Annotated in this window: 20 protein-coding genes; 15 read left to right on the plus strand and 5 right to left on the minus strand. The window is 73.4% G+C overall.

From position 1 onward, the window contains the following. The first annotated feature begins 7 nt into the window (after positions 1-7). On the plus strand, positions 8-1,198 hold the full coding sequence (locus tag BKA05_RS00920) for an acyl-CoA dehydrogenase family protein (RefSeq protein WP_179529746.1): 1,191 nt from the start codon (positions 8-10) through the stop codon (positions 1,196-1,198). 2 nt (positions 1,199-1,200) lie between these two features. Beyond that, entirely contained in the window at positions 1,201-2,247 is a 1,047-nt protein-coding gene (locus BKA05_RS00925) for a phosphotransferase family protein (protein WP_179532896.1), read from the plus strand. A gap of 96 nt (positions 2,248-2,343) precedes the next feature. On the opposite strand, the gene disA is transcribed toward BKA05_RS00925, so the two are convergent. Further along, positions 2,344-3,426 (minus strand): DNA integrity scanning diadenylate cyclase DisA, encoded by a 1,083-nt coding sequence (gene disA, locus BKA05_RS00930; RefSeq protein WP_179529747.1) that lies wholly within the window; start codon positions 3,424-3,426, stop codon positions 2,344-2,346. A 73-nt stretch (positions 3,427-3,499) separates the two neighbouring features. Further along, a complete protein-coding gene (gene radA / locus BKA05_RS00935) occupies positions 3,500-4,930 on the minus strand; it encodes a DNA repair protein RadA (protein ID WP_179529748.1) in 1,431 nt (476 codons plus the stop codon). 144 nt (positions 4,931-5,074) lie between these two features. Between radA and BKA05_RS00940 the strand changes: the two genes are divergently transcribed. Beyond that, positions 5,075-6,121: a substrate-binding domain-containing protein gene (locus BKA05_RS00940; protein ID WP_179529749.1), complete on the plus strand. Its 1,047-nt coding sequence runs from the start codon at positions 5,075-5,077 to the stop codon at positions 6,119-6,121. An 11-nt stretch (positions 6,122-6,132) separates the two neighbouring features. Here BKA05_RS00940 and BKA05_RS00945 read toward each other — a convergent pair whose 3' ends face one another. The 3 genes from BKA05_RS00945 to BKA05_RS00955 all read right to left on the minus strand — a co-directional run bounded on the left by BKA05_RS00945 (position 6,133) and on the right by BKA05_RS00955 (position 8,407). Then, complete coding sequence (locus BKA05_RS00945; RefSeq protein ID WP_179529750.1) at positions 6,133-6,831, minus strand: methyltransferase domain-containing protein; 699 nt, start codon at positions 6,829-6,831, stop codon at positions 6,133-6,135. Positions 6,832-6,869: 38 nt separating this feature from the next. Next, positions 6,870-7,508 (minus strand): VOC family protein, encoded by a 639-nt coding sequence (locus BKA05_RS00950; protein ID WP_179529751.1) that lies wholly within the window; start codon positions 7,506-7,508, stop codon positions 6,870-6,872. 113 nt (positions 7,509-7,621) lie between these two features. Continuing rightward, on the minus strand, positions 7,622-8,407 hold the full coding sequence (locus BKA05_RS00955) for a DUF3109 family protein (protein WP_179529752.1): 786 nt from the start codon (positions 8,405-8,407) through the stop codon (positions 7,622-7,624). A 73-nt stretch (positions 8,408-8,480) separates the two neighbouring features. Between BKA05_RS00955 and BKA05_RS00960 the strand changes: the two genes are divergently transcribed. The 12 genes from BKA05_RS00960 (at position 8,481) to BKA05_RS01015 (ending at position 18,961) form a co-directional block, all read left to right on the plus strand. Then, a complete protein-coding gene (locus BKA05_RS00960) occupies positions 8,481-9,428 on the plus strand; it encodes a Ppx/GppA family phosphatase (protein WP_179529753.1) in 948 nt (315 codons plus the stop codon). A 23-nt stretch (positions 9,429-9,451) separates the two neighbouring features. Then, entirely contained in the window at positions 9,452-10,279 is an 828-nt protein-coding gene (locus tag BKA05_RS00965; RefSeq protein WP_179529754.1) for a sugar phosphate isomerase/epimerase family protein, read from the plus strand. Further along, positions 10,276-10,992 carry an ABC transporter ATP-binding protein gene (locus BKA05_RS00970; RefSeq protein WP_179529755.1) on the plus strand — a complete coding sequence of 239 codons (717 nt, stop codon included), beginning with the start codon at positions 10,276-10,278 and terminating at the stop codon, positions 10,990-10,992. Before BKA05_RS00965 ends, BKA05_RS00970 begins: the two co-directional genes overlap by 4 nt. Next, entirely contained in the window at positions 10,989-11,741 is a 753-nt protein-coding gene (locus BKA05_RS00975; RefSeq protein WP_179529756.1) for an ABC transporter permease, read from the plus strand. The genes BKA05_RS00970 and BKA05_RS00975 overlap by 4 nt, the downstream gene beginning before the upstream one ends. 51 nt (positions 11,742-11,792) lie before the next feature. Then, a complete protein-coding gene (locus tag BKA05_RS00980) occupies positions 11,793-12,728 on the plus strand; it encodes a proline dehydrogenase family protein (RefSeq protein ID WP_218842201.1) in 936 nt (311 codons plus the stop codon). 9 nt (positions 12,729-12,737) lie between these two features. Beyond that, positions 12,738-13,559, plus strand: coding sequence for a pyrroline-5-carboxylate reductase (gene proC, locus BKA05_RS00985; protein ID WP_179529757.1), 822 nt, complete (start codon positions 12,738-12,740; stop codon positions 13,557-13,559). Positions 13,560-13,759: 200 nt separating this feature from the next. Beyond that, positions 13,760-14,479: a mycothiol-dependent nitroreductase Rv2466c family protein gene (locus tag BKA05_RS00990; RefSeq protein WP_179529758.1), complete on the plus strand. Its 720-nt coding sequence runs from the start codon at positions 13,760-13,762 to the stop codon at positions 14,477-14,479. Between the two features lie 156 nt (positions 14,480-14,635). Beyond that, positions 14,636-15,823 (plus strand): acetoin utilization protein AcuC, encoded by a 1,188-nt coding sequence (locus BKA05_RS00995; RefSeq protein ID WP_343045459.1) that lies wholly within the window; start codon positions 14,636-14,638, stop codon positions 15,821-15,823. A 206-nt stretch (positions 15,824-16,029) separates the two neighbouring features. Then, positions 16,030-16,233, plus strand: a complete 204-nt coding sequence (locus BKA05_RS01000) for a helix-turn-helix domain-containing protein (RefSeq protein ID WP_179529759.1) — start codon at positions 16,030-16,032, stop codon at positions 16,231-16,233. A 181-nt stretch (positions 16,234-16,414) separates the two neighbouring features. After that, entirely contained in the window at positions 16,415-16,516 is a 102-nt protein-coding gene (locus BKA05_RS01005; protein ID WP_008356322.1) for a 30S ribosomal protein bS22, read from the plus strand. Between the two features lie 149 nt (positions 16,517-16,665). Next, positions 16,666-17,775 carry an NAD-dependent epimerase/dehydratase family protein gene (locus BKA05_RS01010; protein WP_179529760.1) on the plus strand — a complete coding sequence of 370 codons (1,110 nt, stop codon included), beginning with the start codon at positions 16,666-16,668 and terminating at the stop codon, positions 17,773-17,775. Then, positions 17,768-18,961 carry a lysophospholipid acyltransferase family protein gene (locus BKA05_RS01015; protein WP_179529761.1) on the plus strand — a complete coding sequence of 398 codons (1,194 nt, stop codon included), beginning with the start codon at positions 17,768-17,770 and terminating at the stop codon, positions 18,959-18,961. The genes BKA05_RS01010 and BKA05_RS01015 overlap by 8 nt, the downstream gene beginning before the upstream one ends. Positions 18,962-19,014 lie beyond the last annotated feature (53 nt).

Here is a 19,014-nt window from a genome sequence, read left to right on the forward strand (position 1 = left end):
GAGAGCCATGCAGGTCTCGCAGGAGATCCAGTCGATCGTCGAGCGGACCCGGACCCTGGTGCGCGAGGTCGTGCTGCCGCTCGACGACGCCCACGACGGTGACATCGAGGCCGCCGGTGGGGACGAGCTGCGCACCCGCCTGCAGGCCGCGGCCCAGCAGGCGGGGGTCTTCGCGCCGCACGCTCCGGTCGACTGCGGTGGGCTCGGGCTGGGGATGGTCGACCGTGCCCCGGTCTTCGAGGAGGCCGGCTACTCGCTGTTCGGCCCGGTCGCGCTCAACATCAACGCCCCCGACGAGGGCAACATCCACCTGCTCGACCACGTCGCCACCAGCGCCCAGCGGGAGCGGTACCTCGTGCCCCTCACTCGGGGAGAGGTGCGATCGGCGTTCGCCATGACCGAGCCGGCCCCCGGCGCCGGCGCAGACCCCTCGATGCTGGCGACCCGCGCCACCCGGGTCGACGGTGGCTGGGTCCTCAACGGCCTCAAGCGCTTCATCACCGGCGCCGACGGTGCCGGCTTCTTCATCACCATGGCCCGCACCAGCGGCGAGCCCGGCGGGGCCGGCGGAGCGACGATGTTCCTGATGCCGGCCTCGACCGAGGGCCTCACCGTCACCCGGCACGTCGGCATGGTCGACACCTCGATGATCGGTGGACACTGCGAGGTGCTCTACGAGGACGCGTTCGTCCCCGACGAGGACGTGCTCGGCGGTGTCGACGAGGGCTTCCGGTACGCCCAGGTGCGGCTCGGACCGGCCCGGATGACCCACGTGATGCGCTGGACCGGCGCCGTACGTCGTGCCCACGAGGTGGCCGTCTCCTACGTCGCCGGCCGGGAGGCGTTCGGATCGCGGCTGGCCGACCAGGGCATGGTGCAGCAGCTGATCGCCGACAGCGAGATCGACCTCGCCGCCACCCGCGCGCTGCTGATGGAGGCCTGCCGCGTCCTCGACGACGGCGGACGCGGCAACCAGCAGACCTCCATCGCCAAGACCTTCGCGGCGGAGGCCCTGCACCGCGTGGCCGACCGGGCCCAGCAGTTGTGCGGCGGCCTCGGGGTCTCCACCGAGCTCCCGGTGGCCAGGATCGCCCGGGAGGTGCGGCCCTTCCGGATCTACGACGGGCCCTCCGAGGTCCACCGGTGGTCGATCGCCCGGCGCGCGGTGCGGGCCATCACCGCGGAGCAGGGCGCGTGAGCATGGAGCTCAGCGGGACCGAGCTGTCGGCCGTCGCGGCGCAGATGTCCGCCGCGGGCGTCGACCTCGCCGGGCCGCTGACCGCGCGGCTGATCGCAGGCGGCCGCTCCAACCTCACCTTCCGCCTCGACGACGGGGCCTCGGCCTGGGTGCTGCGCACCCCACCGCGGGCGGGTCGCACCCCCTCGGCGCACGACGTGGCGCGGGAGTTCCGGGTGACGTCGGCGCTGGGGACCACCGACGTCCCGGTCCCGCCGGCCGTCGTCCTGTGCGAGGACGAGTCGCTGATCGGCGGGCCGTTCGCGGTCGCCGGCTTCGTGCCCGGGGCCACCGTGCAGACCGCGGCCCAGCTCGACGGCCTCGACGACACCGTGGTCTCCTCCGTGGTCTCGGCGCTGGCCTCGACGCTGGCGGCCCTGCACCGGGTCGACCACGTGGCCGCCGGGCTGGAGCGCTTCGGCAGACCCGACGGGTACGCCGCCCGTCAGCTCAGGCGCTGGGCCGGGCAGTGGGAGATCGTGGGCGCGGCCTTCGACCCCGCCGTGCGTGCGGCCGCCGCAACCCTGGTCACCGCCCTGGGGGACCGGCTGCCCCGCCAGGCCGCGACCGGCGTCGTGCACGGGGACTACCGCATCGACAACACGCTGCTCGCGCTGCCGGACGGTCCCCGGGAGGAGGGCTGCGAGCCGTCCGTGGCGGCCGTCGTCGACTGGGAGCTCTCGACCATCGGCGACCCGGTCGCGGACGTGGCGATGATGTGCGTCTACCGGCACCCCGTGTTCGACCAGGTCATCGGCGAGCCCACCGCCTGGGCGAGCCCCCGGCTGCCCGGGGCCACGGGCCTCGCGGCGGCGTACGAGGCGGCGGGCGGTGTGGACCTGGTCGACCTCGACGAGCACCTGGCCCTGGGCTACCTCAAGCTCGCCGTCATCGCCGCCGGCATCGACCACCGCTACCGGGCCGGTGCCGCCGCCGGCTCCGGCTTCGACACCGCCGGCCAGGCCGTGCCGGTGCTGCTCGAGGAGGGCCTGGCGGTCCTGCGGGGGTAGCGGGGGGGGTAGGACTGGTCGGGATAGTCCGCATCCCATCGCACCCTCAGCGCACGCTGAGGGTGCGATTTCCTGCGGAGTATCCCGACCGGCGCCTCAGACGTAGCGCTCGAGGATCGTGGACTCCGCCAGCCGGGAGAGACCTTCGCGGACCGAGCGGGCCCGCAGCTCGCCGACCCCGTCGACGGCCTGGAGGTCGTCGACGCCGGCGGAGAGCAGCTTCTGCAGGGTGCCGAAGTGGTCGACGAGCCGGTCCACCACGCTGCCGGGCAGGCGGGGGACCTTGGCGAGCAGCCGGTAGCCGCGCGGCGCGACCGCGCCGTCGAGGTGCTCGCCGTTGCCCAGGCCCAGCACGCGGGCGACGGCAGCGGGGTCGACCAGCTCGGTCGGGGAGAGGCCGGCCATCGTGGCCAGCAGGTCCGAGGGGTCGTCGAGGGGGTGGGCGTCGGGGAGGTAGTCGCGCACCACCAGCTCGCGCTCGGAGTCGACGCCGGTGATCAGCTCCTCCAGCTGCAGGGACAGCAGTCGGCCGTCGGTGCCGAGCTCGAGCACGTAGTCCTCGATCTCGCGGGCGATCCTGGTCACCATCTCCAGGCGCTGGGCCACCACCGCGACGTCGCGGACGGTCACGAGGTCCTCGATCTCCAGCGCCGACAGCGTCGAGGAGACCTCGTCGAGGCGCAGCTTGTAGCGCTCGAGGGTCGCCAGCGCCTGGTTGGCGCGGGACAGGATCTGCCCGGAGTCCTCCAGGACGTGCCGGGTCTCGCCGACGTACGCCGCGATGATCTGCATCGACTGGCTGACCGAGATCACGGGGAACCCGGTCTGCTTGGCGACCCGGTCGGCGGTGCGGTGCCGGGTGCCGGTCTCCTCGGAGGGGATGGTGTGGTCGGGCATCAGGTGGACCGCGGCCCGGATGATCCGGTTGAGGTCGCGGTCGACGATGATCGCGCCGTCCATCTTGGCCAGCTCGCGCAGCCCGGTCGCGGTGAACGGCACGTCGAGCTCGAAGCCACCGGTGCTGATCGCGTCGACGGTGCGGTCGCGGCCGATGACGATCAACGCGCCGGTGCGGCCGCGCAGGATGCGCTCCAGGCCGTCGCGCAACGGCGTGCCGGGCGCGATCGACGCGAGCGTCTCGCGCAGTCGCAGTGTGTCGTCGGTGCGGTCGCTCCCCACGGATCTCCTCCAGCCCTCCGGCGCACCGGAGGGCGCCGTGCAGGAAGTGTAGAGCCGCCCGGCCGCGTCGAGCTCAGAACTCCGGCGCGCGCGGGACGCGGCCGGCCTCCCGGCCGGTCAGCCGCAGCACGTCGAGGGCGGTCAGGACGCCGGGGACCTCGATGACGCGCATCCCGTCGACGGTGCGCGCCGGCCGGGCCGCCGAGGAGCGCTGGCCGGGCTCGGCGGGGACGACGGCGACGCGGAAGCCGAGCCGTGCGGCCTCGGCGAGCCGCTGGGGCAGGTCACGGACCCGCCGCAGCTCGCCGGCCAGCCCGATCTCCCCGATCGCGATGGTGCCGGTGGGGGCGGCCTCCCCGAGGTGGGAGGAGACCAGGGCGACCGCGAGCGCGAGGTCGCTGGCCGGCTCGTGCAGGCGAGCCCCACCGACGGTGGAGGCGAAGACGTCGCTGCCGTGCAGGCGCAACCCGCAGTGCCGCTCGAGGACGGCGAGGACCAGGGCGGTGCGGGAGGAGTCCAGCCCGCTGACGGTGCGGCGCGGCTTGTCCAGGGCGCTGGGCGTCACCAGGGCCTGGACCTCCGCGAGCAGGGGACGTCGTCCCTCCATCGTCACCGCCACGCAGGTGCCAGGCACCCGGCCGTGGTGCTGCTCGACGAAGAGCCCCGTCGGGTCGGCCACGGCCTCGATGCCGGTGGCGTCGAGCTGGAAGCAGCCGACCTCGTCGACCGGGCCGAAACGGTTCTTCATCGCGCGGACCATCCGGAAGCGGCTGTTGCGGTCGCCCTCGAAGTGCAGCACCACGTCGACGAGGTGCTCGAGCACCCGGGGGCCGGCGATGGAGCCGTCCTTGGTGACGTGGCCGACGAGGATGGTGGTGATGTTGCGGGTCTTGGCCACCCGGATGAGAGCGGCCGCGACCTCCTTGACCTGGGTGACACCCCCGGGCACGCCGTCGATGCCCGAGGCGCCGATGGTCTGCACCGAGTCGATGACCAGCAGCGTGGGCCGGGTCTGCTCGACGTGGGTGAGCAGCGCCCCGAGGTCGGTCTCGGCGGCGAGGAAGAGCTCGGGCTCCACGGCGTTGGTGCGGTCGGCACGCAAGCGCACCTGGGAGGCCGACTCCTCGCCGGTGACGTAGAGGGTGCGGTGGCGGTAGCGCGCGGTCTGGGCGGCCACCTCCAGCAGCAGCGTGCTCTTGCCGACACCGGGCTCGCCGGCCAGCAGGATCGCGGCGCCGGGGACCAGGCCGCCCCCCAGGACGCGGTCGAGCTCGGGCACCCCGCTGCTGCGGAAGGCCGAGGTCTCGACCGCGACGTCCCCGATGGGCACGGCCGGAGCGGTGACCGGCGCGGCCGCGGTGCGCAGCGTCGGCGCCGCGGTCTCGGTCACCGAGCCCCAGGACTGGCACTCCCCGCAGCGACCCACCCACTTGGCGGTCTCCCAGCCGCACTCGGAGCAGCGGTAGGCGGGCTTCGGCGGGCGGGCGGGGCGTGCGGCGGGCATGGCGGGAACGCTAGGTCACCGCGCCGACAGTCCTGTGCAGGTGCCGCGGGAGTCCCGGACGGACCGAGCGTGGGACGCCGCCCGCGCGCGCGGATATGCTGCCCGCACCGTGTTGGATCGATCCATGCCAGGAGGTGCGGTCAGGTGAGCCGGATCCCCGGTCGACTGTCGACCACCCCGCCGACCCTGGCCGACGTCGCCGAGCGGGCAGGCGTCTCGCGCCAGACCGTCTCCAACGCCGTCAACAACCCCGACCTGCTGCGCGCCGACACGCTCGCGCGGGTGCAGGAGGCGATCGCCGAGCTCGGCTACCTGCCCAACCGCGCCGCCCGCAACCTGCGCACCCGCGCCTCGCACCTCATCGGCCTGAGGATCCAGCCGGTGCAGGAGGGCACCGCCAACGCGACCATGGACCGCTTCGTGCACTCCCTGGTCGAGACCTCCCGCGAGGCCGGCTACCACGTCCTGCTCTTCGCGGGGGAGCCCGGCGAGCCGCTGGCCGGGTACGACGACCTGCTGCGCTCCACCGCCGTCGACGCCTTCGTCGTCACCGACACCTACCTCGGCAACCCCCAGGCCACGTGGCTGGACTCGCGCCGGGCGCCGTTCGTGGCCTTCGGTCGGCCGTGGGAGAACCCCTCGGCCACCCACGCATGGGTCGACGTCGACGGTGCCGCGGGCTGCCAGCTGGCCACCGACCACCTGCTCGACAAGGGCCACGAGCGGATCGCCTGGATCGGCTGGCGCAAGGACTCCCGCATCGGTGAGGACCGTCGCGCCGGCTGGCACCGCGCCATGCACGCGCGCGGGCTGCCCACGACCGGCCTGGCCTCGCGCGTGGAGGACACCGTGGTCTCCGGGCGGTCGGCCGCCGGCGTACTCCTCGACGAGGCGCGGCCCACCGCCTTCGTCTGTGCCTCCGACACCCTCGCGATGGGGGTGCTGCACACCCTGCACGAGCGTGGGCTGCGCGCCGGTGACGACGTCGCGGTGGTCGGGTTCGACGACTCCCAGGTCGCGCAGGTGGTGCGGCCCGGGCTCTCGTCGGTGCGCCAGCCCCTGGAGCAGGTCGCCGTCGAGGTCGTGAAGGCGATGGAGGGCCTCCTCGGCCACCCGCGCGTGGCGCATCCCGGGGTCCTGCTGACCCCGTCCCTGGAGGTCCGCGACTCCTCCGGGCCCGACCGCCGCTGACCCCTCGCCCGTCAGGTACGACGCCACCACACGTCGCCGGCGTAGTCGATCTCCAGCGTGGTGCCGGGCAGGTCGGCGAGCACCTCGCGGGCCGTGGGGGTCGGGAGCTCGATCGACACGACCGACTCGAGGTCCTCGCGGGTGTCGAAGGACCAGCGGGTGAGGACGGGGATGCGCCGGTAGCCGGCCGAGGCCCAGAACTCCCGCTTGGCCTCCGGGCCGGGCAGGTCGGGGAAGCCGCGGGCGAACCAGCCGCCGAAGGTCGACCGGGAGGAGTCGTTGTCCACCACGACGTGCACCCCGCCGGGCCGCAGCAGCCGTGCGACCTCGGCCAGGCCGGGCTCGCAGCCGGGGCCGAAGAAGTAGGCCCAGCGCGAGTGCACGAGGTCGACCGAGGCCTCGGGCAGGGGGACCTCCTGGGCGGTCCCCTCGAGGACGGTCACCGAGGGGAGGCGCCGGGTGCGTCGGGTGGCGATGGCGCGCAGGTCGGGGTGCGGCTCGACGCCGGTCACGGTGCGGGCCGAGGCAGCGAAGCGGCGCAGGTGGAAGCCGCTGCCGCAGCCGAGGTCGAGGACGTCGAGCCCGGCCCAGTCGCGTACCGAGCCGATGGCGTCCTCGACGAGGCCGTCGGGGTCGAAGGCACGGTTCTCGACCTCGTAGGCCTCGGTGTGGTGCCAGATGTTGGGCGACGGGCGGGTGCCGTCGGGCACCGCCGGCCCCTCGGGCGGCGGTGGGGGAGCGGGCGTGCTCAGAGCCGGACGAGACCGTTCGGGGTCAGCACCTGCACGGCGATGATGCCGGGGGTGCCGTGCGGGGCGACCCACTCGACCTTGACGTCCTCCAGGGGCGCCTCGACGGGCTCGCCGAGCCACTCCGAGACCCGCTGCGGGTCGCCGGCGATCTCCAGGCAGGCCAGGTCGAAGGCCTCGTCGGCGCCGGTGCTGGGGTGCAGGTCGGGCTCGATCTCCCACTGGATGAAGAACGGCAGCTGCGGGTCGGCCATCAGGCCGTTGATGCCGATCTGCTTCCAGCGCAGCTCGACGCCGTCGGGACGGTGCCGGCTGCCCTGGGCCGCGGCGCGACCCAGGCGCTCCTCGGGGACCGCGATGTCGGCGACCTCGACGGCCCAGCCGAGCCAGCCGCCGCCGAGGGCGGAGCGGGCGCGGACGGCCTGGCCGAAGGGGGCCTTGTCGGAGGCCGGGTGGTCGAGCACCTCGACGATCTCGAGGTAGGTGCGGTCGGCCAGCGGCAGGACCATGTTGCGCGTGCCGAAGCGGGGGTGGACGCCGCCGTCGAGGAAGTCACGCCCGAGCAGGGCGCCGATGCGGCGGGCGGTGCTCTCGAGACCGTCGGGTCCGGCGGCGTACGACAGATGGTCCAGGCGCATGCCCTCCAGTGTGGAAGACCGTTCTTTGCCCAGTCACATCGGGGTCGGAGTCTCTCGACGTCGAGAGAGCCGGTGCGTCGGGGCGGGCGTCCCGGGGAGGGGATGTGCCCGCGCTAGTCCTCGTGGGCCCAGGACGCGGGGTGCAGGGCGAGCGCCGAGCGCGAGCGCACGTGCGCCTCACAGTGCCGGACCAGCTCGGCGTAGGCCTCCGCCCCGATCAGCTCGGTGAGCTCGGGGCCGTAGGTGATGAAGACGGGCTCGGCGGCGACGTGGGCCTCGGTGTTGCCGGTGCAGTACCAGTCGAGGTCGTGCCCCCCGGGGCCCCAGCCGCGGCGGTCGTACTCCGCGATCGAGACCTCGGTGTAGGTCGACCCGTCGGGTCGCTCGACGTCGCGGAAGGTGCGCCGTACGGGCAGCTGCCAGCACACGTCGGGCTTGGTCTCCAGCGGGTTGCGGCCCTCCTGGACCGCCAGGGCGTGCAGGGCGCAGCCCCCGCCGCCGATGCCGTTGCCGGGGTGGAAGCCGGGCCGGTTGGCGAAGACGCAGGACTGCTGGCCGTCGACCTCGACGGTGCGCGTCTTGCGGGCCCCCTCGTCGTCCTTCTCCACCCAGTGCTTGCGCGCGAGCTTCCCCTCGGGCTTGTGCTGCCACAGGCTCGCGTCGAGTCGCTCGACCGCCGCCGCCACCCGCTCCTCGTCCTCGTCGTCGGCGAAGTGCGCCCCGAGGGTGCAGCAGCCCACGTCGGGGGCGTCGGCGTAGATGCCGGCGCAGCCGGTGCCGAAGATGCACGTCCACGACGAGGTCAGCCAGGTGAGGTCGCAGCGCAGCACCTCGTCGGCGTCGGCGGGATTCGGGAACTCCACCCACGCACGGGGGAAGTCGAGCGGGACCTCGGGCACGGCGCACAGGCTACGGGGAGCCCCCGCGCGAGCGCCGCACAGCACGGCGGAGCCGGGACAGTACGGTGGTCCCATGCGCCTGGGAGTGCTGGACATCGGCTCCAACACCGGTCACCTGCTGGTCGTCGACGCCCACGGGGGTGCGGCGCCGCTGCCGGCGTACTCCTACAAGGAGCCGTTGCGCCTGGCCGAGCACCTCGTGCCCGACGGCCCCGACGAGGGCGCGGTGAGCGAGGACGGCATCGACGCGCTGACGGCGTTCACGGCGCAGGCGCTCGACGTGGCCGAGGAGAAGGGCTGCGAGGAGATCCTCGCCTTCGCCACCTCGGCGGTGCGGGACTCCGCCAACGCCGACGCCGTGCTCGACCACGTGCACGAGCGCACCGACATGCGCATCGAGGTGCTCTCCGGCGAGGACGAGGCCCGGCTGACCTTCCTGGCCGTACGCCGGTGGTTCGGCTGGTCCGCGGGGCGGCTCGCGGTGTTCGACATCGGGGGCGGCTCGCTGGAGATCGCCGGTGGCGCCGACGAGGCGCCCGACGTCGCCTGGTCGCTGCCGCTGGGGGCGGCTCGCCTCGCGCGCGCCCACTTCGGTGGCGGCACGCCCGACGTCGACGACATCAAGAAGCTGCGGCGCAGCATCCGCGCCGAGATCGCTCGCGACGCCGGGCACCTGTTGCGCGTCGGCCCGCCCGACCACGCGGCGGCCACGTCGAAGACCTTCCGCTCCCTGGCCCGGATCTGCGGTGCGGCACCCTCCTCGGAGGGTCCGCTGGTCCAGCGGTTGCTCCCGCTGGAGGAGCTGCGCGCCTGGATCCCCAAGCTGGTGGAGATGGGCCACGACGAGCTCGCCTCGCTGCCCGGCGTCTCCTCGAGCCGCACCCACCAGATCGTGCCCGGCGCGCTGGTCGCGGAGGCCTGCATGGACATCTTCGACCTCGAGGCCCTCGAGGTGTGCCCGTGGGCGCTGCGCGAGGGCGTCATCCTCGAGAAGCTCGACCAGCTCCCGGTGCTGGGCTGACCGGCCGAGGTGCACTGAGGGACATGCCCGCCCGGATCGGACTCTCCACCTCCTCGGTCTACCCCGAGTCGACGGCGCACGGCTTCGCCTACGCCGCGCGGCTGGGCTACGACGCGATCGAGGTGATGGTCGGCATCGACGCCCTGTCGCAGCAGACCGCGGCCGTGCGCCAGCTCTCCGAGCACCACGGCATCCCGATCTGCGCGGTCCACGCGCCCACGCTGCTGCTCACCCAGCGGGTCTGGGGCACCGAGCCGTGGGGCAAGCTCGAGCGGTCGGCGGAGATGGCGCACGCCGTGGGTGCGGGCACCGTCGTCGTGCACCCGCCGTTCCGCTGGCAGAAGGACTACGCCCAGGGCTTCGTCGAGGGCATCGCCGCCCTCGAGGCCTCCACCGGCCTGGCCTTCGCCGTGGAGAACATGTACCCCTGGAAGGCCCAGGTCCGCGGCCGCAACGCCGGCATGGAGATGTACCTCCCCGGCTGGGACCCCTCCGCCGAGGAGTACGCCCACGCCACCGTCGACCTCTCCCACGCCGCCATCGCCCACGACGACGTGGTCGAGATGGCCCAGCGCCTCGGCGACCGCCTCCACCACGTCCACCTCACCGACGGCTCGGGATCGGCCAAGGACGAGCACCTCGTGCCCGGTCGAGGTGGCATGGGCGCCGACGCCTTCCTGCGGCACCTCGCCGCCGACGGCTTCGGCTCGCGGTACGGCGGGGACATCGTCCTGGAGATCAACACCCGTCGATGCGACAGCGTCGAGGAGCGCGAGGCGGACCTCGCCGAGTCCCTGGCCTTCGCCCGGGAGCACTACACCGTGCCCGCGACGGAGGCGGTGGAGCGATGAGCGCGGGCGGCGTGGCCCGGGTCAGCGGCCTCGTCGTGCGCCGCGGCGACCGCACCGTCCTGGACGGTCTCGACCTCGAGGTCGGCCCCGGCGTCACCGGCCTGCTGGGCCCCTCCGGCTGCGGCAAGTCCACGCTGATGCGCGCGCTGGTCGGCGTGCAGCGCACCCACGGGGGCTCGGTGACGGTGCTCGACCACCCGGCGGGCTCGGCCCCGGTGCGGGCACGGGTCGGTTACGTCACCCAGGCCGCCTCGGTGTACGACGACCTCACGGTCGGCGAGAACCTCCGCTTCTTCGCCCGGGTGCTCGACGTCCCCACCGACCGGGTCGACCGGGTGCTCGCCGAGGTCGACCTCACCGACCAGGCCGGCGACGTCGTCGGACGGCTCTCGGGCGGGCAGCGCTCGCGGGTCAGCCTGGCCGTCGCGCTGCTGCGACGTCCCGAGCTGCTGGTGCTCGACGAGCCGACCGTCGGGCTCGACCCGGTGCTGCGCGAGGACCTGTGGCGGCTCTTCCACGAGCTGGCCGACGACGGGGCCGCCGTGCTGGTCTCCAGCCACGTGATGGACGAGGCCGAGCGCTGCGACCGGCTGCTGCTGATGCGCGAGGGCGCGATCCTCGCCGACGGCACCCCCGCGGCGGTCAAGGAGTCCGCGGGGGTGGACACCGTCGAGGCGGCGTTCCTGGCGCTGGTGAGGGGGGAGGCGTCGTGAGCCCGCGGATCCTGCTCGCGGTGACCGTGCGCGTGCTGACCCAGCTGCGCCGCGACCACCGGACCCTGGCGATGCTGCTGGTGCTGCCCACGGCGCTGATCGCGCTGCTGTGGTGGGTCTTCTCCGGCGAGGAGACCGGGTCCGCCTTCGACCGGGTGGGCCCCGCACTGCTGGCGATCTTCCCGTTCACCGTGATGTTCCTGGTGACCAGCGTGACCACGCTGCGCGAGCGCTCCAGCGGCACCCTCGAGCGGCTGCTCTCCATGCCGACCGGCCGCCTGGACCTGCTGGGCGGCTACGCCGTGGCCTTCGCGCTCGTGGCCCTGGTCCAGTCGGCCGTGGCCGTCGCGGTCTCGGTGGGGCTGCTGGGCCTCGAGGTCGACGGGTCGCTGGTGCTGCTCGGCCTGGTGGCCGTGGTGGACGGGGTGCTCGGGTGCGCGCTCGGGCTCTTCGTGAGCGCGTTCGCCGCGACGGAGTTCCAGGCGGTGCAGTTCATGCCGCTGGTGGTGATCCCGCAGCTGCTGGTGTGCGGGCTGTTCGTGCCCCGCGACGCGCTGCCCTCGGTGCTCGGGGCGATCTCCGACCTGATGCCGCTGTCCTACGCGGTCGACGCGATGGGGGCGCTGACCGCCGGCGGGCCGGGGTCGGGCTCCGGCGGGTCGGTGTGGGCCGACCTCGCGGTGGTGGCCGGGTTCGCGGTGGCGGCGTTGGCCCTCGGGGCGGTCACGCTGCGTCGGCGTACTCCCTAGGGGCCGCGCGGGATGCCCGGCTGCTGAGACCGCCGACGTACCCTGTCGCGCATGTCGTTGCTCCGCCAGCCGCTCCTCCTGCTCGCCCGCAGCGGGGTGGTGAAGAACGTCGTCTCGACCATGCCGGTCTCCGCGGGGATCGTGCACAGCTACGTCCCCGGGGAGACGACGCAGGCCGCCGTCGAGGCGACCGCCGCGCTGGAGGCCGACGGGCTGAAGGTCACCTTGGACTTCCTCGGCGAGGACACCCTCGACGCGGCCCAGGCGCAGGCCACCGTCGACGCCTACGTCGAGCTGCTCGGCGCCCTCGCGGCGCAGGGTCTCTCGCACGGCGCGGAGGTGTCGGTGAAGCTGTCGGCGGTCGGCCAGGCACTGCCCGACGGCGGGCACGCGATCGCGCTCGAGCACGCCCGCACCATCTGCCGGGCCGCCCGCAACGCCGGCACCACGGTCACCCTGGACATGGAGGACCACACCACCACCGACTCGACGCTGTCGATCCTGCGCGAGCTGCGCAAGGACTTCCCCGAGACCGGCGCGGTGCTGCAGGCCTACCTGCACCGCACCGAGGCCGACTGCCGTCAGCTCGCCTACGAGGGCTCGCGGGTGCGGCTGTGCAAGGGCGCGTACGCCGAGCCCGAGACCGTGGCGTTCACCGACCGCCTCGACGTCGACAAGTCCTACGTGCGCTGCCTGAAGGTGCTGCTGGCCGGCCAGGGCTACCCGATGGTCGCGACCCACGACCCGCGGATGGTCGAGATCGCCTCCTCCCTGGCCAGCCGCTACGGCCGGGCGCCGGGCACGTACGAGTTCCAGATGCTCTACGGCATCCGCCCCGACGAGCAGCGCCGCCTGGCCGCGGCCGGGGAGACGGTGCGGGTCTACGTGCCCTTCGGGCAGGAGTGGTACGGCTACCTCATGCGCCGCCTCGCCGAGCGTCCGCAGAACCTGTCATTCTTCGTGAAGTCGTTGATCTCCAAGAAGTAGGGACTCCGCATGAGCTCGAGCCAGTCCGCTGGCCGGACCGCGATCATCGGGGCGGGCGTGATGGGGGAGACCCTGCTCTCCGGCCTGGTCCGCTCCGGTCGCCGCGTCGACGCGCTGCTGGTCGGCGAGAAGCGCCACGAGCGCGCCACCGAGCTCGAGGAGCGGTACGGCGTGGCCGTCGTCTCCAACCTCGACGCCGCCACCAGGGCCGACACCGTCGCCCTGGTCGTCAAGCCCCAGGACATGGGCGAGGTGCTGGCCGAGATCGCGCCGGTGCTGCGTCCCGGCCAGCTGCTGGTCAGCCTCGCGGCGGGCATCACCACCGCGTTCATCGAGTCCCACGTGCCCGACGGCGTGGCGGTCGTGCGGGTCATGCCCAACACCCCGGCCCTGGTCGACGAGGGCATGGCCGCCGTCTCGCCCGGGTCGCACTGCTCCGAGGCCCAGCTCGCCGAGGCCGAGTCGCTGATGGCCTCGGTCGGACGCGTCGTACGCATCCCCGAGCGGCAGCAGGACGCCGTCACCGCGATCTCCGGCTCCGGCCCGGCGTACATCTTCTTCGTCGTGGAGTCGATGATCGAGGCCGGCGTCCACCTCGGTCTGCCCCGGTCCACGGCCTCCGAGCTGGTCATCCAGACCCTCGTCGGCTCCGGGAAGATGCTGCAGGAGACCGGCACCCACCCGACCGTGCTGCGCGAGCAGGTCACCAGCCCCGGCGGCACCACCGCCTCGGCGCTGCGCGAGCTCGAGGTGCACAAGGTCCGCGCCGCGTTCCTCGCCGCCATGGAGGCCGCCCGCGACCGCTCCCGTCAGCTGGCCGAGGGCTCCTGACCTTCCCCTCCTCCCGCCGAACCGGCGTATCAATACGCCGGCTCGGCGTACGGCGGGTCGAACCGGCGTATCAATACGCCGGCTCGGCGTACGGCGGGTCGAACCGGCGTATCAACACGCCGGCTCGGCGAGCGGGGTGCTGAGGGCCGGCGTGCGAGGGAGGGGTTCCGCGGGGGTCGGCAATCGGGCAGGGTCGAGCCATGAGCGACCCCGACCTCCGCTTCTGGTTCGACCCCGTCTGCCCGTTCGCCTGGCTCACCTCGAGGTGGGTCCGCAGCGTCCAGCGACAGCGTGAGTACGCCGTGGAGTGGCGACTGATCTCCCTGCGACTGCTGAACTCCCACATCGACTACGACTCCCACTTCCCCGAGGGCTACGAGGACGGTCACAACGCGGGCCTGCACCTGCTGCGGGTCTGCGCCGCCGCCCGCGCCGAGCACGGGGCCGAGGTGCTGGCCGACCTCTACCCGGCCATCAGCTCACGGATCTTCGACGCCGACCCCTCCGAGCAGTCGCTGCGACCCGAGCGCGGCCGCGAGGTGCTGGAGGTCGCGCTGTCCGACGCGGGACTCCCGGCCGGGTTGGCGGCGGCGTACGACGACGCGAGCTGGGACGCGACGATCCAGGCCGACACCGACGAGGCGCTCTCGCTGACCGGCAAGGACGTCGGGACCCCGATCCTGCACGTCGCACCGCCCCAGGGCGCGGCGTTCTTCGGCCCGGTCATCAGCCGCGTTCCCTCCGACGAGGACGCGCTGCGGCTGTGGGACCACGTCGTCGGGCTGGCGACCTTCCCCGGCTTCGCGGAGATGAAGCGCTCGCTGCGCGAGCTGCCGCAGCTGCGTGCCCTCGGTGTCGCCGAGGACGAGGTCGGCAGGACCGAGGACTGGCACGGCGGGTCGCGCCGGCTCAAGAAGTAGCGCCGTAGCCGTACGGACCGAAGCGGCCCGCCCCCGCCTCGGCGCACCGGGGGCGGTCCAGCACGGCGGTGGAACGGTCCGTCCGGCTACGTGCTCGTGCCCGAGGACGGGTGGTACGTGCCACGGGGCGGGCCGGGCAGCGGGTACCGTCGCCGCGTGCCTGCCTGCGATGCCCGGTCCACGGTCGTGTTCGACCCGCTGCTGACCGGCTACGACTTCGGGCCCGACCACCCGATGTCCCCGCTCCGGGTGGACCTGACCGTGCGGCTCGCCGAGGCGCTGGGCGTGCTGGGCCCGGGCGGCCTCGCGGCGACACCGGCCCCCGTCGCCAGCGACGACGAGCTGCTGACCGTCCACGACGCCGCCCTCATCGAGGCCGTCACCCGGGCCGGGACCACCGGGGCCATCGACCTCGCGCACGGCCTCGGCACCGACGACAACCCGGTCTTCGAGGGCATGCACACGGCCACGGCCCACGTCGTCGGCGCGACCCTCGAGGCCTTCCGGGCGGTGTGGGGTGGCCGGGTCGACCACGCCGCCAACATCACCGGCGGCCTCCACCACGCCATGCAGGACCGCGTCAGCGGCTTCTGCGTCTACAACGACGTCGCGATCGGCATCCACTGGCTGCTGGAGCAGGGGGTCGAGCGGGTGGCCTACGTCGACGTCGACGTCCACCACGGCGACGGCGTCGAGCGACTGTTCTGGGACGACCCGCGGGTGCTCACGATCAGCCTGCACGAGACCGGCCAGCTGCTCTTCCCCGGCACCGGGGACTCCACCGACCTCGGTGGTGCCGACGCCCGGGGCTCGGCGGTCAACGTGCCGCTGCCGCCGGGCACCTCCGACGCCGGTTGGCTGCGTGCCTTCCACGCGGTGGTGCCGCCGCTGCTGCGGGAGTTCGCGCCCCAGGTACTCGTCACCCAGCACGGCTGCGACTCCCACGCCGAGGACCCGCTGGCGCACCTGATGCTCACCGTCGACGGCCAGCGCGCCGCCATCGGCGCCCTGCACGAGCTCGCCCACGAGGTCGCCGACGGCCGCTGGGTCGCGGTCGGTGGCGGCGGCTACGAGATCGTCGGGGTCGTCCCGCGCACCTGGACGCACCTGCTCGCCGAGGTCGCCGGTCGCCCGATCGAGCCCACCTCCGACGTGCCCGCGGCCTGGCTCGACCACGTGCAGCGCCGCCTGGGCCGGGTCGGTCCGCGCCGCATGGGCGACGGGCGTACGCCGACCTACCGCGACTGGTCGGAGGGCTATGACCCCTCGACCTGGCTGGACCGGTCGGTGCACGCGACCCGCATGGAGGTCTTCCCGCTCCACGGCCTGGACCCGATGCCCTGAACACCCCGCTGACCTGCACATTCGTGGCCTCTGCGAGTGGCACAACGGAGCCTGATGCAAGTCGACACGCCGGAAGAACTGAGATCGCGCGAGTGATCCCCTTCCCCACGAGTCACATCAGGCTCTATTCTCACTGTTCGACACGGGTCGTAGTACCTCCGGTGGGGAAGCCGGAGGACGGGTCGTGCGGAAAGACGGTGTGCACGATGAGCAGCTCCTCCGACGACATCTCGGACGCCAAGTTCCTCACCGTGGCCGAGGTCGCGGCCATGATGCGGGTCTCGAAGATGACGGTCTACCGCCTCGTGCACTCGGGCGAGCTGCCCGCCGTGCGGGTGGGACGGTCCTTCCGCGTGCGCGAGCACGACGCCCACGAGTACCTCAAGAACAGCTTCTACGACGTCGGCTGATGCGCCCCGGCACCCCGCGGACGCCGGGTGTCGGAGTGGTCGACGACGGCGGGTCTCCCGCAGCGGCCTCGGTCCGGTGGTCCCACCGACCGAGGCCGATTCTTCTGCTCCACAGACCGGCGGCTAGGCTGAGCGGGTCCTGCGCCGACGCGCGGGACGTCCAGGCTGGAAAGGGAACACCGTGGGTTCGGTCATCAAGAAGCGCCGCAAGCGCATGGCCAAGAAGAAGCACCGCAAGCTGCTGAAGAAGACGCGCGTCCAGCGTCGCAAGCTCGGCAAGTGAGCCGCGGCGGACGTCGGCGCCGCTGAGGTCCTCGACCCAGCACCGCTGACGCCCCGCTCCCTCACCTGCTCCACCCGGGCAACGCCGCCCGGGTGGCATCGGTCCACCGTCGGATGCGCCCTCGGGGCGCTTCTCAAGCCGGAGGCGGCATGGGGAAGGTCGTACTCGTCACCGGGGTCTCGCGAGACCTCGGTCGCAAGTTCGCGCGCACCCTGGCCGCCGACCCCGACGTGGACCGGGTCATCGGTGTCGACGTGGTCCCGCCCCGGGGCGACATCGGCGCCGTCTCGTTCGTGCGGGCCGACATCCGCAACCCGGTGATCGCCAAGGTGATCGCCAAGGAGGACGTCGACACCGTCGTCCACATGAGCGTCATCGCCACCCCCGGCACGGCCGGTGGGCGGAACACGATGAAGGAGCTCAACGTCATCGGGACGATGCAGTTGCTCGCCGCCTGCCAGCGCGCCGCCAGCCTGCAGCACCTCGTCGTGAAGTCGACGACCACCGTCTACGGCGCCAGCAGCCGCGACCCCGCGATGTTCACCGAGGACATGCAGCCGCGACGGGCACCCCGCTCGGGGTACGCCAAGGACGTCGCCGAGATCGAGGGCTACGTCCGTGGCTTCGCGCGCCGGCGCCCCGACGTCCGGGTCACCACGCTGCGCTGCGCCAACGTGCTCGGCCCCGCGGTGGTCAGCCCGCTGACCTCCTACCTGCGGCTCCCCGTCGTCCCGACCGTCCTCGGGTACGACGCCCGGTTGCAGGTCCTGCACGAGCGCGACCTCTACGGGGTGCTCCAGCACGCCGTGCGCGCCGACGTCGCAGGCACCTTCAACGTCGCCGGCGACGGCATCCTCATGCTCTCCCAGGCGCTGCGCCGCCTGCAGCGGCCCACCGTCTCCATGCCCGGCTTCGCCGTCGGCCGCGTCGGCAACCTCCTGCGCCAGGCGCGGGTGGCCGACTTCTCCCCCGAGCAGCTGGGCTTCCTCACCTACGGCCGCGGCGTCGACACCACCCGGATGCGCGCCGAGCTGGGCTTCGAGCCGACCATGACCACCGCCGAGTGCTTCGCCGACTTCGCCACCACGCTGACCCCCACGGGCGGTCGCACTGAACGCGTGCTGGCCGGCCTGGCCCAGGCGCTGCCGGAGGTCGAGGACCCTGCCGCGACACCCCTCGACGCGGTCGGCGACGCCGAGCCCGCCCCCCGGCGACCCCGCGCGGTCGCCGCCGCGCGCGAAGGAGCAGACCATGGGTGACGCCGAGATCATCCCGATCGGCACCCGCGGCCGCCCCGGTCGCGGCACGGGCAAGCAGCCGTCCTCCGCGGCGCGGGACCTGGCCGGGGGCAAGGGACCCGCGGCCCGACCGGCCACCCGGCGTACCCCTGAGCCGGAGGCGGCCGGGGAGGCCGGCCAGTCCGTCGAGGAGACCGCCGCTCCCGACGCCGACGTCCAGGCGCAGGACACGGCGGAGACTGCGACGCCCGGCTCGAGCGGGACGGACACGCCCTGCGCCGCTGCCCGCACCCGGGACCGGCACCCCCGTGGCGGCATCCCCGCCGCCGACCTGATGGCCGCCTTCCAGGTCGCCGCCCGCGAGGTCTTCGGCGAGGAGTGGGAGGTCCAGCTCGCCCGGTTCCTCGCGTTCCTGCGTCGCCGGGTCACCGGTGACTACTCCGTCGACGAGTACGGCTTCGACCAGGAGGTCACCCAGCGGTTCTTCATGGCCGCGCTGCGCCCCATCGCGCAGAAGTGGTTCCGCATCGAGGTGCGTGGCATCGAGAACATCCCCACCGACGGGGGTGCGCTGGTGGTCTCCAACCACTCGGGCACGGTGCCGGTCGACGGCCTGATGACGATGGTGTCCATCCACGACCACGCCGGCCGCTTCCTGCGGCCCCTCGGCGCGGACCTGGTCTTCAAGATGCCGATCGTCTCCACGATGGCCCGCAAGGGCGGGGCGACCCTGGCCTGCAACGAGGACGCCGAGCGGATGCTGCGCGGCGGCGAGCTGGTCGGCGTGTGGCCCGAGGGCTTCAAGGGCATCGGCAAGCCCTACGCCGAGCGCTACAAGCTGCAGCGCTTCGGCCGCGGCGGCTTCGTCTCCGCGGCCATCCGCACCGGTGTGCCCATCGTGCCGCTCTCGGTGGTGGGGGCGGAGGAGATCTACCCGCTGGTCGGCAACATCCCCTCGCTGGCGCGGCTGCTCGGGGTGCCCTACATCCCGATCACCCCGACCTTCCCGCTGCTGGGCCCGCTCGGCCTCGTGCCGCTGCCCTCGAAGTGGCTGCTGGAGTTCGGTGAGCCGATCCGCACCGACGAGTACGACGAGGGCGCCGCCGACGACCCGATGCTGGTCTTCAACGTCACCGACCAGGTGCGCGAGACGATCCAGCAGAAGCTCTACACGCTGCTGATGGAGCGGGAGTCGGTCTTCCGCTGAGCCCCCCCCGGGCCGGAGGATCCCCCGGCCCGCGGAGGTGCTGGCGGCGCGGG

The organism is Nocardioides marinus, assembly GCF_013408145.1.
GTDB lineage: Bacteria > Actinomycetota > Actinomycetes > Propionibacteriales > Nocardioidaceae > Nocardioides > Nocardioides marinus.

Coding starts and splice junctions, on each gene's coding strand:
- BKA05_RS00980 (WP_218842201.1), top strand. CDS start 11,793: ATGTCGTTGCTCCGCCAGCCGCTCCTCCTGCTCGCCCGCAGCGGGGTG.
- BKA05_RS00950 (WP_179529751.1), bottom strand. CDS start 7,508: ATGCGCCTGGACCATCTGTCGTACGCCGCCGGACCCGACGGTCTCGAG.
- BKA05_RS00990 (WP_179529758.1), top strand. CDS start 13,760: ATGAGCGACCCCGACCTCCGCTTCTGGTTCGACCCCGTCTGCCCGTTC.
- BKA05_RS01010 (WP_179529760.1), top strand. CDS start 16,666: ATGGGGAAGGTCGTACTCGTCACCGGGGTCTCGCGAGACCTCGGTCGC.
- BKA05_RS00960 (WP_179529753.1), top strand. CDS start 8,481: ATGCGCCTGGGAGTGCTGGACATCGGCTCCAACACCGGTCACCTGCTG.
- BKA05_RS01000 (WP_179529759.1), top strand. CDS start 16,030: ATGAGCAGCTCCTCCGACGACATCTCGGACGCCAAGTTCCTCACCGTG.
- BKA05_RS00925 (WP_179532896.1), top strand. CDS start 1,201: ATGGAGCTCAGCGGGACCGAGCTGTCGGCCGTCGCGGCGCAGATGTCC.
- radA (WP_179529748.1), bottom strand. CDS start 4,930: ATGCCCGCCGCACGCCCCGCCCGCCCGCCGAAGCCCGCCTACCGCTGC.
- BKA05_RS01015 (WP_179529761.1), top strand. CDS start 17,768: ATGGGTGACGCCGAGATCATCCCGATCGGCACCCGCGGCCGCCCCGGT.
- BKA05_RS00970 (WP_179529755.1), top strand. CDS start 10,276: ATGAGCGCGGGCGGCGTGGCCCGGGTCAGCGGCCTCGTCGTGCGCCGC.
- proC (WP_179529757.1), top strand. CDS start 12,738: ATGAGCTCGAGCCAGTCCGCTGGCCGGACCGCGATCATCGGGGCGGGC.
- BKA05_RS00920 (WP_179529746.1), top strand. CDS start 8: ATGCAGGTCTCGCAGGAGATCCAGTCGATCGTCGAGCGGACCCGGACC.
- BKA05_RS00965 (WP_179529754.1), top strand. CDS start 9,452: ATGCCCGCCCGGATCGGACTCTCCACCTCCTCGGTCTACCCCGAGTCG.